The sequence below is a fragment of the Thalassotalea fusca genome (genome assembly GCF_053485835.1).
Window position 1 is genome coordinate 72,172 of the sequence record NZ_JBQRUN010000004.1, and the last position, 14,329, is coordinate 86,500.

Sequence of the window (14,329 nt, forward strand, 5' to 3'; positions counted from 1 at the left end):
GATACGCTATTTGTCGCTCGCCATTAATTGTTCGATATCGGCGATTGATTTAACCACATGTGCAGTTAGATTCTCATGACCTTGATCAATAACGGCAATGTTGTCTTCTATTCTTACCGCAATACCACGCCAATGTGGCGCTATACTGTCATCATTTAGTGGGAAATATAGCCCCGGTTCAATGGTCATTACCATGCCCGTTTCAAATGGGCGGCACTGCTGTTTATCAACAATGCCATAATCGCCAACATCATGAACATCAAGCCCTAACCAGTGCCCTAGCCCATGAATGAAGTAGCGTTTACAGGCATTTTCTTCAATCAGCGAAGCTAAATCGCCCTGTAATATACCTAGTTTATGAAGTTCTGTTGTAAAAAACTCGCCCACCATGCGATTTAATTCGGCCAGAGTTTGCCCAGGTTTTATCGCTTCAATAGCAAGATTTTGCGCATCCAGTACCAATTGATAAATTATCGCCTGATGCTCAGTAAATTTACCGTTAATGGGAAAAGTACGGGTAATATCTGCCGCATAACCAGCCACTTCCCCACCAGCATCAATCAGCAATAAATCACCCGATCTCAGCTCGTCAGCATTGGCGGTGTAATGCAATATATTAGCGTTGTCACCACCTGCCACAATACTGCCATAAGCAGGACTACGTGCGTTATTGAATGTGAACTCATGATGTAATTCAGCTTCAATCTGATATTCGAACATGCCCGGCTTGCAGACACGCATCGCTCGATGATGTGCACCGCCGCTGATCACGTTTGCCTGACGCATAATCGTTAGTTCATGTTCTGACTTTAACAAACGCATCTCGTGAACTATGCCTGTGCAATCGACTAGTGTCATAGGCGGCTTAACGCCTTGTCGTACGCGCGCACTTATGTCTGCCAGCCAATCGTCAGCCTTCGCAGCCAACTCAGGTGAGCTTTGACGCATTAACCAAAGCTGTGCTTGGTTTTCCAGATAAGACGGCATCATGGCGTCTAGTTCTGATAAAGCGAATGCGCGGTCAAATCCGTAGTCGGTAACGGCTTGCTCTGGGCCGATGCGTCGCCCATGCCAAACTTCTTCGATTGGATTTTTGCCGCGACAAAATAACACCGTAAGCGTTTGCCCAATGTCTTGTTTGATTAGTGCCAGAACCGCTTCAGGTTCATTAAATCCCGTTAAATAATAAAAATCTTTATTCTGACAAAACGGGTATTCGGTGTCATTGCTACGTGTCACCTCTTCATTTGCCGCGAAAATGGCCACACTATGTGGCGGCATCGCGTCAAAGAGCGCTTGCCTGCGCTGCGCAAACTCTTCATTCGAAATTTGATATGGCTGTGTCATTCTATTCACAAATTCCTATGCAATTTAGCCGTCAATTCATTGAATAATATCGTATTTCAGTGAATAGTATCACTCGTTTGCTTATTCTCTGGCGGCGTGCCTAGCTCGGTAAAGCAGAGTAGCGCAGAAATGCGTACATACTCAGAAATTTCAAAGTAGGCCTGCTCAGTATCTTCGTCTTCGTCAACTTCTTCAGACAGATTAGCGATTTCAGCAAAGTCAGATAGCACTTCCTTCACGTCTTCCGACAATATCGCGTTGTTCTTTTGCTGTAGACCCATGCCCAAATTAAAACCTTGTACCCAAACACCTAATGCATGGCCGCGTTCAGCCATAGAGTCGTCATCATCTGGTAGTAGTAAGGCAAACGTATATGAATCATCCAGAAGGCTCTGCCAAACTTGACCAAATAACAGCTTTAATGTCATACGAACTTGCGCGGGAATATCTTCACCGTTGTTAAACATGTCATTGATAATTTGCAGGTAGTCATTTTTTTCAAATTCATAGCCACCACAAATTAAACCAGTAAGTAAGCCATGAATTTCTGACGCGTGAGCTTTAACGTTTTCGGTGGTAATAATCGCCTGTATCGACGAAAATTCAAGGGAGGATTGTTCAGTCATTAATCACTTTTTAACTTAAGTTGTTTCTTACGGTTATCGTACCACTGCACATTCATTCTTACTAGCGTGTACAGACATAAAAAAACACAATTAGGCTATTGCATACTTGATCTGTGACCGTTATAGTTGACCAGCTAGTATGTTTGTAATTTGTGTATATTTTACAAACAAATACGTAATATGTAGTGAAAGCAATAATGCATTCACACAAAATTCTGGATTGTTGTAATAAATGAAGCCGCATAATGTTTCTATTGAAGTAGCCAATAGACGATTAAAAGTCGCTTGTCCTCAAGGACAAGAGTCTGCGTTATTGCTAGCGGCAGAAGAACTCAACCAGCGTTTGTCACTCGACAAAAAAAATCAGAATTCGGTAAAAACGCCTGAACAAGCCATGCTAATGACGGCATTGAATTTAGCGAATGACCTAATTCAAGCCAAAAAGGCACACAAAGCTGAACTTATTGAAATGCAAAGTAAGATTGATTTACTGCAATCAACCATTGAGCAAGCATTGCAAGAAAAAAGCAGCAAACAAGCCTAACCTCGCCCTTAACCAGCACAATCTTCATCCAAACAGCATAAAAAAACTGGCCTGCCTGTTAAACAATAGACTGATCTTGTTGGCAAAATCAGCAAACACACTTTTTAACAGTTAAAATTGTTTAACCCTAGCGATGATATTAGCTATAATGCCATTCAAGACTTCTGGGATGTGCGTAGATTAACTATGTCCCTGAGCCGATAAGTTTTACCTAAGGGAATTTATCAGTGTCTATTGAGCAGGCCCGACTCGCATCGGGAAGCCTACGGGTATTGTGCGATTTCCGCCTTGAACACACGGTGTTCAAGGGCTGACGTTGACTACGGCATTCTGGAAGCTTACTCCCCTTACCTACCATATTCGTATGTTTCGTTTACATCACGCTTTATCAATCGATGCTGTATTTAGCGCAATCTCTGGCCGAGGCAATTTATCCAATATTGAATACAAATAGATCACCCACAAGCAACCCGCTGCACCAATCAAAAATAACCAAACCCCAACTGAATCTAACAATACACCACCAATAAATGGTGCGATTGCATAGCCAACCGAATAAAACGAAGCGGCACCAAAGTATGCGCCTCGCAGGTGTTTGGGTGCGATGCGATCAATGTGCACATTCATTGTTGGAAACAATACCGCTTCCGCTAAGCTCATCAAAACTATTGCGCCCACCCAACCCCAAAACCAAGTCAACGGATTGAAAGCTAACCATACTTGTGAAATGGCTAGCACAGCTAATGCAATCTGAATCCGCTTAACCAAAGTTAAGCTTGCCATCACTTTAAGTAAAATGAATTGAAAACAAACAATCACTAGTGCATTAGTCAAGATTAATGAGGACACCAGTAGTAAAACATCCGGCGCATCTGCACGTTTAAGGTATTGCACCAATGTTGTGTCCATTTGCGCATAAATTAACATGCAGGTCATGTTGGCTAAAATCAAACATTGAAGCAGGCGGTCTTGCTTAAGTACCTGCCACACGACAGAAAAATGCCCTTGTTTCTGATTGTTATCTACGGTTAAGTCACTGTTAGCAGTAGATTCCAGCTCAATATTATTAAGCCCAGCTTGTTGCTTAAAGCCCCAAGCCAACACGACTAAGAACAATAAAAACGCATATGCAGTGATCACAAAACTGGATTGCTGCCCTGTTAATCCTAACCAAACGCCTCCCATTGGCCCCAACGCAGCGCCAACATTTACACTGAAATAGCGTATTTGCATCGCCAGCTCTCTCGCATCTTCATCCTTGACGATGTCACCGATTAATGCCGAAGTTGGAGGTTCCCATATGGCTTTTGCAATTGAACATAGCGTTATTATAACGACATACCCCGTAAGGCTTGTCACCTCAGCCAACGCTATAAATGAAATGATGTACAGTATACCGCTCGCATACATAATGTTTTTGCGGCCATATTTGTCTGACAATGTACCACCAACAAAGCCAACGAATACCGACACCAATGCAGCCGCTGACAAAATAACGCCCACTGACGTTGCGGAAAGCTGAAAAGAATCATAAAGAATGATCGCAAGGAACGGCCAAACCATATAATAACTTCCACGTGTAATGAAAGCGCCAAATATAAGCACCCACATTAATGCTGGAAATGATTTTAGCTGTTGTCGCCGGCTCATGTACTACATCCTTTACTCATGAATTTCTAAAAACGCTAGTTATATACTAAATATTGCTTGAATCATACCTTTACATTCGCCACAAAAATCAATATAACTCCCAACTAGTTTTATCAATAAAGATCAGCCCGTCATACATGTCTCAGTTGACCCTATCTAGCACTGCAAATACATCGCTTGCACAGCGCCCAATCGGCGTGTTTGATTCAGGTTTGGGTGGTTTGTCTATTCAGCGTTGTATTAGCCAAATGTTGCCAAATGAGCATATTATTTATGTGGCTGACAATGCCTATGCACCATATGGTTGTAAAACTGAGGAAGAAATAAACGCTAGAGTATTACAAATTGGTCAGTGGTTTCATGTGCAAAAGGTAAAGGCAATTGTTGTCGCATGTAATACGGCCACAGCTTCTTCCATCGAAAAACTGCGCGAGCAATATCACATCCCCATCATAGGCGTTGAGCCCGCGATAAAACCTGCGGTAGAGCAAAGTAAAACCAACAAAGTTGGATTGCTAGTTACGTCTGCCACCGCAAACAACAGCCGCTTTAAGCAACTTGTGGCGCGATATGCCGACAGTGCTGAAGTGTTGATACAGCCTTGTCCCGGCTTGGTCGATCTCATTGAGCAAGGACAACATCAGAGTGACGAATGTCATAAATTATTGCTTCAATACTTAACACCACTGATTTACGCTGGGGTCGATACGATAGTACTAGGATGTACACACTATCCGTTTTTAGCACCAATGATAGAGAGAATTGTAGGTGCTAACATTGCTTTAATGGAAACCGCACGGCCGGTCACAGAACAGCTAATACGCCAACTAGCGAAATATGCGCTATTAAATCAGTCGTCAAATAACCCTGAATTATCGTTCTGGGCGAGTAATCCTTCTGAGCAGTTATCTCGTTTAGTGTCGCAGTTACTTGCTTTAGACATCCCCGATATTCGCCATATTCAAATCTAGCTTTAGCACATCCGTACAAATCCAATAAAGCCATTTAGACGTCTAGGCGTAAAAAAAGTAGCAAATTTCAAAATAACCGTTACAATATGCCTAACTATGCCAATTTAACGAAGCGAATCGTCTAGAGATGAATCGAAAAAAGGCCAAGTATTCTATATTTATCAATAGATTAACTTCGCCATTTTCGAGAATTCAATCGCTTAATTAAGATTGGTAGTACACCCTAACTTATATCAATCCGTTGTAGCGAATTGATCAAGAATATTTACAGAGGAATTATGTCTAGACACTTGTTTACCTCAGAGTCAGTCTCTGAAGGTCATCCGGATAAAATCGCCGATCAAATATCGGATGCTGTATTAGATGCAATTATTGCCCAAGATAAAAATGCGCGTGTTGCCTGTGAAACTATGGTCAAAACAGGTGTCGCGATTATTTCTGGTGAAATCTCAACATCTGCTTGGGTAGATTTAGAAAAGCTTACACGTAAAGTTATCAGCGATATCGGTTACACCTCTTCAGATGTAGGCTTTGACGGTGAAACTTGTGGCATCATGAACTTAATTGGCCAACAATCTTCAGAGATTGCCCAAGGTGTTGACCGCACAAGCCCTGAAGAGCAAGGTGCTGGTGACCAAGGGTTAATGTTTGGTTATGCCACAAACGAAACTGAAACATTAATGCCTGCTCCTTTGTACTATTCACATCGATTAGTTGAGCGTCAAGCAGAAGCACGTAAATCAGGTATTTTGCCTTGGTTACGTCCTGATGCAAAAAGCCAGGTAACGTTCATTTATGAAGATGATAAGCCTGTTGCGATTGACACTGTGGTACTTTCTACACAGCATAATCCAGATATTAAGCAAGCAGATCTTCATGACGCTGTGATGGAAAACATCATTAAGCACACGTTGCCAGCTGAATTATTAACGCCTGAAACAAAGTACTTCATTAACCCAACAGGAAGCTTTGTCATTGGTGGCCCAGTAGGTGACTGTGGATTGACTGGTCGTAAGATCATTGTTGATACCTATGGCGGTATGGCTCGTCACGGTGGTGGTGCGTTCTCTGGTAAAGATCCATCAAAGGTAGACAGAAGCGCAGCATACGCAGGTCGTTATGTGGCGAAGAACATTGTTGCTGCTGGCCTTGCTGATCGCTGTGAGATTCAAGTTTCTTACGCTATCGGTGTTGCTGAGCCAACATCAATCTCAGTTGAAACATTTGGTACAGGCAAAGTCAGCGAAGAAAAGCTTGTTGAATTAGTACGTGAGCACTTTGATTTGCGTCCTTATGGCATTACGAAAATGCTCGACTTACTTCACCCAATGTATCAACAAACAGCTGCTTACGGACACTTTGGTCGTGAGCCGTATGAAATGACCGTTGGTGATGATACGTTTACCGCGTTTTCGTGGGAAAAAACAGACAAAGCAGACGATTTGCGCGCTGCTGCTGGTTTGTAATCAGCCAGACTTTAAATAAGCTAAGTCAAACTAAAAAAGAGCCTTTATTGGCTCTTTTTCGTTTTGAGGCGTCCCATCTCAATACTATTTGACTAAGTAATGAATTCGCTCACCGAGCTAGCCTCTATTAACAATTAATACTCGTGCAGATAGGTTAGCGGGTATCCTAGGTTTATTGAGTCCAAGTGCCGCTAACGTGTTTACCGACAATGCCCCTGTAATTAATTGCTTAGCAATGAATCTTGTGCCGAACGGCAAAGACAGTTTCACCACTTGATTTAGCGACTTCTTCGCAAGTGCATTACCTTCAGGTGAATATGCTTGGCATTTAGCTTCATATGCGCGTTGAAATTTGTGCCATTGTCCTTCAGTTTCAGGTATGTCCGTTATGCGCATTCGTTGGCCTACTTCACTCCAAAAAGTAAGCAAGACGTCAATTTCGTCATCCGCTAGTTGGTATCGACTAAATTGTCGATTGAATCGAACTGGCTCTAAGATGAATGTAGAAAGTACATAGAGGAAATCATCGTTGGACGCAGGTAAATTGGCATGCACTCGGTTGATATGAGAGAACGTTGCCCGACTTTGCTCGCTGTCAATTCCTGACGATATGATTGTTTTAATAAAATCTCTAGTTTTACTTAAACGCTCGTAAGTTTGCTGGTTTAACTGGCTGTTACCATAAAGTTGCTCTACTAAATGCGCGATACTCATTGTTTTGAGCAGCGCGATATATGTTCCAAGTCGAAACGTATTGCGGTATTTGACGTAATATAGCGTCTGAATGTCCATCAGTTATCAGCTTTATCCATTATGTGGGTTAGTATCAAATAGCCATTGCGTATATACAACCAAATTTTTCGAAATGCCGCTACAATTAGTCTAATAATGTATCAAAAATTATCAGCTTATTAGCCACAGTTAGAGCGCATTATGAAAAGATGGCGACAACATATTTTGTTATTTTTCCTGCTAGTATCTAATGCAGCGCTAACCTCGACTGCAAATACATTGCCCCCCCTTAATGAACAACGCATCAATATTCCATTAAACCGATGGACAAGCCAACGCGTTTTATCTCATGTAGTGGGCAAAATAATCAGTGATGCTGGAACACCTGTCACCTACCTAAATATTTCGTCAGATGAACAGTGGGGAGCTATGCAACGCGGCTTGGTGCACTTTCAAATTGAAATTTGGCAGCCGTCTATGGAGAAAGATTTCACAGCACACGTTGCGAGTGGCAATATAATTGACATGGGGACGCATGACGCACGCGTTGCAGAAGAGTGGTGGTACCCAAAATATGTTGAAAACTACTGTCCCGAACTACCGAATTGGCGCACACTTAATAAATGTAGCCACCTTTTTAAAGGGACGTTTGAGTCTAGTAAAGGCATCTATTACGGCGGCCCATGGTACTATAGCGACGCGTCTATTATTCGTGCACTCAATCTCGAATATACGATTGAACGTAAAAATGATGCGATGAGTCTGTGGGATGAACTCAAAGCAGCCATAGAGCACCACCGCCCTATTCTATTACTCAATTGGAGCCCTAATTGGACAGACATAGACGAAATAGGCAAGTTTATAGAATTTCCTGCGTACGAACCTGACTGTCCTACAAAGCCTGAATGGGGGCTAAATCCCACGTTGGTTGATGATTGTGGCAATATGCGTAATGGCTGGTTAAAGAAAGCAGCAGCACCTAGTTTAGTTGCATCGTTCCCCTGCGTTTACAAGCTGATTGAGCGCGTTAATTTTACTCATGAAATGGTTGCCTATGCCGCCTACCTAGTCGTAGCAGAAGAGCATTCAGAAGAAAACGCTGCAGCCGTATTCTCTAAGAAATATGCAAAGGAAATTGCAAGTTGGGTTCCAAGCGATTGTGAATTGAGTAGTTAAGGTTAAAAGTAAGGGTTAAGAATCAGGAAGCAAAATTCTGCGGCTCTGCAAGCGGCGTACCTTCAAATGAATACAAAAAAACCCGCGAGATTGCGGGTTTTGATATTTCAAGCAATAACACTTAATGTGTTACGCCATATGCATCAACATTGTGCTTGGCTCTTCAAGGAAAGACTTCCACAAGTTACAGAAGCGAGCAATAGTGCCACCATCGATGATACGATGATCGCCTGACCAACTCACTTGCATAATTGAGCGAGCTTCCACTTCACCTTGCGCATTAAAGCGTGGTAATTGCTGCAGTTTACCTAGTGCCACAATCGCTAACTCACCATTGTTAATGATTGGTGTTGCCACTGTTCCACCGATCGCACCAATGTTTGAAATGGTGATTGTGCCACCTTTTAAGTCGTCACTAGAAACACGACCTGAACGCGCATCATTCGTCAACTTCGTAATATCAACCGCAAGGTCAACTAACGATTTTTGCTGAACTTGCTTCACATTTGGCACCAATAGACCAACTTTCGAGTCTACCGCCATACCAATGTTGTGATCATCAAAATACGTTAGTTCAGAGCAATCTTCGTTCACACGCGCATTAACAATTGGGAACTCTTTCAACGCTAATGACATTGCTTTCATAAAGAATGGCATCATTGTTAACTTGATATCTTGCTTTGCGTAAACTTCTTTCAGTTCACCACGTAGTGCAATTAGCTTTGTCATGTCGATTTCTTCACAATAAGTGAAGTGAGGTATGGTAGATACTGACTTAACCATTGCTTTTGCCATTGCGGCTTTCACGCCACGAATTGGCTCTACTCGCGTACCACCACTAACTACTTGCGCAACTGGTTGTACGGCTGAACCGCCTTCGCTAAATGCAATAACATCTTCTTTATAAACACGACCTTTTTTACCAGTGCCCGGTACTGCGTGAATGTTCACGTTTAACTCACGCGCAACGCGACGTACAGCTGGACTGGCAACGGCTTTACCATTCGGTTTAGCAGCAGGCTTGTTATCTTTTGCTGGTGTATTATTTGCAGTTTGCGGTGTAGGCTTATTTTCTGCTTTTGCCGCAGGTGCCGGTGCTTCAGCTGCTTTTGGCGCTGATTCACCGCTGTTCGCAGCACGTTCAATAGCAAACAATGGCGCATGTACTTTAGCGATATCACCTTTTGCATAATAAAGCTTAACTACTGTACCTGCGTGCATGGCAGGAATTTGTACAAGCGCTTTATCAGTCATTACATCAGCAACTGGCTGATCTTCTTCGATCACATCACCTTCAGCCACTAACCATTCAACGATTTCACACTCAACAATACCTTCACCAATATCAGGTAAAATGAAGTCTTCAACGATAGTACCAGTAGCGTTTTCATTGCTCACTTCTTGTGCCTTTGGCGCTTCAGCTTTTTCGGCTGGTGCACTAGCAGCACTATCGTTTGGTGTCATCGCAAATAACGGTTGATGTACCTTGGCAATATCACCTTTTTCATAATAAAGACGATCAACAATGCCTGAGTGCATCGCAGGGATTTGCACTAATGCTTTGTCTGTCATTACGTCAGCGATTGGCTGATCTTCAACAATGGTGTCGCCTTCGCTTACTAACCATTCCACTAATTCACATTCGACGATACCTTCGCCAATGTCGGGTAAAATAAAATCAATACTCATTTTTCTCACCTTAGTAGTTAACGCTGCGTTTAATTGCTTCGTAGATCTTTAAGTGATCTGGTGCGTATTCACGCTCAAGCGATAACGGATATGGTGTATCTAAACCACATACGCGCTCAATTGGAGACTCTAAGTGCAAGAAACACTCTTGCTGAATAGTTGCTGCAATTTCACTCGCAAAGCCTGCCGTAATTGGCGCTTCTTGGCTAACCAATAAACGACCCGTTTTAAGTACAGAGTTTGCAACGGTTTCAACGTCCCATGGAAGAATAGTACGTAAGTCAATAATTTCGCATGAAATACCGTCTTCAGACGCTTTAGCAGCCGCTTTTTCAACGATTTCTAATTGAGCGCCCCACGCTAACAACGTGATGTCACTACCTGTTTGCATGACTTCTGCTTTACCAATTGGTAATTGGTAGTCTTCTTCAGGTACTTCACCTACTGATGCGCGGTATAAACGTTTAGGTTCAAAGTAAATCACTGGGTTGTCGTCACGAATTGACGCCAATAACAAGCCTTTCGCTTGATATGGGTTACGAGGCACAACAAGCTTTAAACCTGGTGTGTGAGCAAAATAAGCTTCAGGTGATTGGCTATGATATAAACCACCCGCAATACCGCCACCGTATGGTGTACGAATTGTCAACTTGCCTACATTGAATTCGTTACCGCTACGATAGCGGAATTTAGCCGACTCATTTACGATTTGGTCAAACGCTGGGAAGATATAATCAGCAAACTGAATTTCAGCAATTGGCGTACTGCCCTGAGCAGCTAAACCATTGGCAAAACCAATGATACCTTGCTCAACTAGTGGGGTGTTAAAACAACGAGACTTACCATATTTTTCTTGTAGGCCGCTAGTTGCACGGAATACACCACCGAAGTGGCCAACGTCTTCACCAAAACATAGCGCACGATCGTTTTCCGCCATAGCGATATCAAGCGCATTGTTGATCGCTTGTAATAGGTTCATTTGTGCCATTATTTAATTCTCCCTGCGGTAAACGGATATGCTTCAGGATACTTTTTGATATGCTCTTTCACGGCTTCATATTGCGCTTGCAGGTGTGGAGGCACTTGATCGTACACATCTGACACTAAATCTTCTAATGGTGGCTTATCAATTTTTTCAGCCACTTTAACCGCAGCTAGTACTTCTTCACGCATCTTTTCAAAGGTTGCCGTGTCTTGCTCTTCTGTCCACCAACCTTGTGCAAGCATCCAACTCTTCATACGAGAAATAGGATCATGTGCGTGCCACTTAGCTTCTTCTTCACGTGTACGATAACCAGAAGGATCGTCTGACGTAGAGTGCGCACCTAAACGATATGACATCGCTTCAATTAATACAGGCTCTGCATGCTCAATAGCGTGTTTACGTGCAAGTTGTACTGCTTTAAGTACCGCTAAAATATCGTTGCCGTCAATGCGGATGGTTTTGATGCCATACCCTACGCCACGTGATGCAATACCATTACCGATATATTGCTCATCAGCAGGTGTTGAAATAGCGTAACCATTGTTGCGGCAGAAGAAAATAACAGGTGCTTTATGCACCGCTGCCATGTTTAAGCCGGCATGAAAATCGCCTTCAGACGCTGCACCTTCACCGAAATAACAAATCGTTACCGCATCTTTGCCTTCAAGTTTCTGGCCATAAGCATAACCTGACGCCTGTGGGATTTGCGTACCAAGTGGCGAAGAAATTGTCATATAGTTAAGTTCAGCACTGCCATAGTGAATTGGCATTTGGCGACCTTTACCTAAGTCTTTTTCATTGCTGAACATTTGGTTCATGAAGTTTTCAAGGCTAAATCCGCGATAAATTAACGCACCTTGCTCACGGTATTGCGCCATGATCATGTCTTGTGGTTCTAACGCTGCCGCGCCACCAACCGTTGTTGCTTCTTCGCCAAGTGCCGCCATGTAAAAGCTAATTCGGCCTTGACGCTGCGCAGCAATCATTCGCTCATCAAGCACACGATGAAAAGCCAATGACTTGTATATTTTTGTTGCTAATTCTTGGTCAATATCGGGTAATTGTGCACCGTCATAAACTGTGCCATCTTGCTGTAAGATTTTGAGGATGGGGATTTCAACTGAATGACCATCAATAAAAGCCGCTTCATGCACCGTAGGGCTTTCTTTATATATTTCAGTGTTCATAGCCTTCTCTTTTTATGTTCCTTGAAATCAAGGTCGACAATACATACTCATGACTAACCAGTATAGTCAGCCATTATAACAAGTACATTTGCCGCGTTATTATCGTACGTTGTTTGTAATAATCGTTCAGACTTTACCTTTACGTAAACTGAAATACAAGTTTTTAATCACGAATACGCTCGAAAATAGCGTGACTAAATGGTCAATAAATTTCCAATAAAAAAGAAGTAAGAACATAGTAACACGTTGTTAATTAAAAAGATTTCATCAAAAAGAGAATACAAGTGTTAATGATTGGTTACCGAAAATAACGAGGCAGTTCAGTGAAGTAACAAATAAAAAGTCAGCGAGATGGCATTTTTATTCGTCAATGTATTTGTATTGACAAGAATTGAATATGGAAAAGAAAGAAATGAATAAAGAGAGAAAGAAATAGAAACTAGAGACGCCTGTCTGTTAAATACGAACACAAAACAGGCGTTGTAGCTACTTAGTCAAGATCAGTTGGGATAACAGTTAGCATCGCACGCTGACCAATGGCGACGTTAGCATTGGGAAAGATTATAGCTTCGCCATCTACTTTGGTTTTAATTTCTTCCTCACCGTCGATCGCAATAACACTGCCCGCAGGAAAATCAGAGAAGTTTTCTACGTCGTCAGCAAAGGTAAGTGAGAATTTTTCCTGCGTACGATTAATCGTTTGATAAATCTTATACAAATGAAAGTCTGCTTTATCATATGGCTTGAGCTGCAAGTCTTGACCCGTAATAAAGCGCGTCAGCATTTCTTTCACGTCGACAAATTTGCTCATATCATTTTCACCAAATGGTCTTACTTTGCCCAGTTCAACCGTAAAGGCATCGGCGCCAAATTCATTCGACGAGAAATAACTGAATGTAGTGGTTGGCGCGTTTGATAACAATATGGTGTTCACGCCGCACGCTAACATGAATTGCAGTTGTTCTTTTTTGCGTGGCTTTCCATGCAAGAATGGATAAACAGCAAATTTATCGTTTTTAGAACCACGAATTGCGGTATGTAAATCGTAATGGAAACGTTCACGCGCTTCGGCAGGACCACCTTGCTCAAAAAAGTCACGTACCGTATTTTCAAGTAAAAGTGCACGGTGGCGTTCTTTGTTGATTAAGCCCGCTCCCTGCCCTTGATCTTGTGAATGTCCGCCAGAGAAAAGGCGATTCATATTTTCATCAACGAAACGCTCCGCAATATTCATCGACGCTGGATTGCCGAATATAAATAATACCCGCTCAGAAACGATCAACTCACCTAAAATGAGTTTTTGAATGAGTTCCGTGCAAATCTCGATAGGCGCTGTTTCATTACCATGTACACCGCTCGACAAAACAATATCTTTACCGGTTGCTCTGCCAACTGGCTCAAAGCAAATGAGACCCGTTTCAATTACCGAAACTTTAGTCGCTTTAACAGGATTCGCTTCGTGCAATGTGAATGTAAACGTTTCTGGCAGTTGATACTCGTACTTGCGAGTGATTGAAAGGAAGTCACCAGTTGATTGAAGATATTGCTGAATATTGTCCAAAACATGCGCTCTTTTTGAGAAATTTTGCGCAATATTATAGCAAGGATTAAATTAAAAATAACGTCCAATGCCTTATAAAATAAGGGATAAGTAAAATCTTCCATAATTCAATGTGAAGAAAATCAATAACTATACACTATTGGTGATTATTTACTGTATACGCCATGAAAATGAATAGTCGCAAGATGTATATATGGTGCTTTCTCGCGCTGACTTCTGCCTAATAACATATAGAATTGTTGAGCTTCATTTTTATTCAGAGTGGAAAATATTAAAGATGCCATTAAAAAGTGCTTCTGTGATTTATTTAAGAATGAATTCAAACACAAGATTATTCGTCTTGAATAATTTAATGTCGTCAATTAATGTATAAATATAAAGGAAGTATTGAAAGT

At 42.1% G+C, this 14,329-nt stretch carries 12 protein-coding genes and 1 other RNA gene; 5 read left to right on the top strand and 8 right to left on the bottom strand.

The features are described from left to right. Window positions 1–6: 6 nt before the first annotated feature. Both pepP and ACSLUK_RS06430 read right to left on the bottom strand, forming a co-directional pair. A complete protein-coding gene (gene pepP / locus ACSLUK_RS06425) occupies window positions 7–1,347 on the bottom strand; it encodes a Xaa-Pro aminopeptidase (protein WP_448547714.1) in 1,341 nt (446 codons plus the stop codon). A 56-nt stretch (window positions 1,348–1,403) separates the two neighbouring features. Then, window positions 1,404–1,973 carry a UPF0149 family protein gene (locus ACSLUK_RS06430; protein ID WP_448547715.1) on the bottom strand — a complete coding sequence of 190 codons (570 nt, stop codon included), beginning with the start codon at window positions 1,971–1,973 and terminating at the stop codon, window positions 1,404–1,406. Between the two features lie 232 nt (window positions 1,974–2,205). On the opposite strand from ACSLUK_RS06430, the gene ACSLUK_RS06435 reads away from it, so the two are divergent. Both ACSLUK_RS06435 and ssrS read left to right on the top strand, forming a co-directional pair. Beyond that, entirely contained in the window at window positions 2,206–2,517 is a 312-nt protein-coding gene (locus ACSLUK_RS06435) for a cell division protein ZapA (RefSeq protein ID WP_448547716.1), read from the top strand. Window positions 2,518–2,675: 158 nt separating this feature from the next. After that, window positions 2,676–2,858: non-coding RNA, 6S RNA (ssrS, locus tag ACSLUK_RS06440), on the top strand. Between the two features lie 37 nt (window positions 2,859–2,895). On the opposite strand, the gene ACSLUK_RS06445 is transcribed toward ssrS, so the two are convergent. After that, complete coding sequence (locus tag ACSLUK_RS06445; protein WP_448547717.1) at window positions 2,896–4,167, bottom strand: MDR family MFS transporter; 1,272 nt, start codon at window positions 4,165–4,167, stop codon at window positions 2,896–2,898. A gap of 137 nt (window positions 4,168–4,304) precedes the next feature. On the opposite strand from ACSLUK_RS06445, the gene murI reads away from it, so the two are divergent. Continuing rightward, window positions 4,305–5,138 (top strand): glutamate racemase, encoded by an 834-nt coding sequence (murI, locus tag ACSLUK_RS06450; protein WP_448547718.1) that lies wholly within the window; start codon window positions 4,305–4,307, stop codon window positions 5,136–5,138. 278 nt (window positions 5,139–5,416) lie between these two features. Further along, entirely contained in the window at window positions 5,417–6,604 is a 1,188-nt protein-coding gene (metK, locus tag ACSLUK_RS06455; RefSeq protein ID WP_448547719.1) for a methionine adenosyltransferase, read from the top strand. A 117-nt stretch (window positions 6,605–6,721) separates the two neighbouring features. On the opposite strand, the gene ACSLUK_RS06460 is transcribed toward metK, so the two are convergent. After that, window positions 6,722–7,396: an oxygenase MpaB family protein gene (locus ACSLUK_RS06460; RefSeq protein WP_448547720.1), complete on the bottom strand. Its 675-nt coding sequence runs from the start codon at window positions 7,394–7,396 to the stop codon at window positions 6,722–6,724. 141 nt (window positions 7,397–7,537) lie between these two features. Here ACSLUK_RS06460 and ACSLUK_RS06465 point away from each other — a divergent pair, with 141 nt between their 5' ends. Continuing rightward, window positions 7,538–8,512 (top strand): ABC transporter substrate-binding protein, encoded by a 975-nt coding sequence (locus tag ACSLUK_RS06465; protein WP_448547721.1) that lies wholly within the window; start codon window positions 7,538–7,540, stop codon window positions 8,510–8,512. Window positions 8,513–8,641: 129 nt separating this feature from the next. Here the strand turns inward: ACSLUK_RS06465 and ACSLUK_RS06470 are convergent, their stop codons facing one another. From ACSLUK_RS06470 to astE, 4 genes are all read right to left on the bottom strand, one after another. Further along, the gene (locus ACSLUK_RS06470) at window positions 8,642–10,201 is read right to left on the bottom strand and encodes a dihydrolipoyllysine-residue acetyltransferase (protein WP_448547722.1); all 1,560 of its coding nucleotides are present in this window, start codon (window positions 10,199–10,201) and stop codon (window positions 8,642–8,644) included. 10 nt (window positions 10,202–10,211) lie between these two features. After that, a complete protein-coding gene (locus ACSLUK_RS06475; protein ID WP_448547723.1) occupies window positions 10,212–11,189 on the bottom strand; it encodes an alpha-ketoacid dehydrogenase subunit beta in 978 nt (325 codons plus the stop codon). Further along, window positions 11,189–12,373, bottom strand: a complete 1,185-nt coding sequence (locus ACSLUK_RS06480) for a thiamine pyrophosphate-dependent dehydrogenase E1 component subunit alpha (protein ID WP_448547724.1) — start codon at window positions 12,371–12,373, stop codon at window positions 11,189–11,191. The genes ACSLUK_RS06475 and ACSLUK_RS06480 overlap by 1 nt, the downstream gene beginning before the upstream one ends. A 490-nt stretch (window positions 12,374–12,863) precedes the next feature. Further along, window positions 12,864–13,934 (bottom strand): succinylglutamate desuccinylase, encoded by a 1,071-nt coding sequence (gene astE / locus ACSLUK_RS06485; RefSeq protein WP_448547725.1) that lies wholly within the window; start codon window positions 13,932–13,934, stop codon window positions 12,864–12,866. Between the last annotated feature and the right edge of the window lie 395 nt (window positions 13,935–14,329).

Coding starts and splice junctions, on each gene's coding strand:
- ACSLUK_RS06460 (WP_448547720.1), bottom strand. CDS start 7,396: ATGGACATTCAGACGCTATATTACGTCAAATACCGCAATACGTTTCGA.
- metK (WP_448547719.1), top strand. CDS start 5,417: ATGTCTAGACACTTGTTTACCTCAGAGTCAGTCTCTGAAGGTCATCCG.
- murI (WP_448547718.1), top strand. CDS start 4,305: ATGTCTCAGTTGACCCTATCTAGCACTGCAAATACATCGCTTGCACAG.
- ACSLUK_RS06480 (WP_448547724.1), bottom strand. CDS start 12,373: ATGAACACTGAAATATATAAAGAAAGCCCTACGGTGCATGAAGCGGCT.
- ACSLUK_RS06435 (WP_448547716.1), top strand. CDS start 2,206: ATGAAGCCGCATAATGTTTCTATTGAAGTAGCCAATAGACGATTAAAA.
- ACSLUK_RS06470 (WP_448547722.1), bottom strand. CDS start 10,201: ATGAGTATTGATTTTATTTTACCCGACATTGGCGAAGGTATCGTCGAA.
- ACSLUK_RS06445 (WP_448547717.1), bottom strand. CDS start 4,167: ATGAGCCGGCGACAACAGCTAAAATCATTTCCAGCATTAATGTGGGTG.
- ACSLUK_RS06430 (WP_448547715.1), bottom strand. CDS start 1,973: ATGACTGAACAATCCTCCCTTGAATTTTCGTCGATACAGGCGATTATT.
- pepP (WP_448547714.1), bottom strand. CDS start 1,347: ATGACACAGCCATATCAAATTTCGAATGAAGAGTTTGCGCAGCGCAGG.
- ACSLUK_RS06475 (WP_448547723.1), bottom strand. CDS start 11,189: ATGGCACAAATGAACCTATTACAAGCGATCAACAATGCGCTTGATATC.
- ACSLUK_RS06465 (WP_448547721.1), top strand. CDS start 7,538: ATGAAAAGATGGCGACAACATATTTTGTTATTTTTCCTGCTAGTATCT.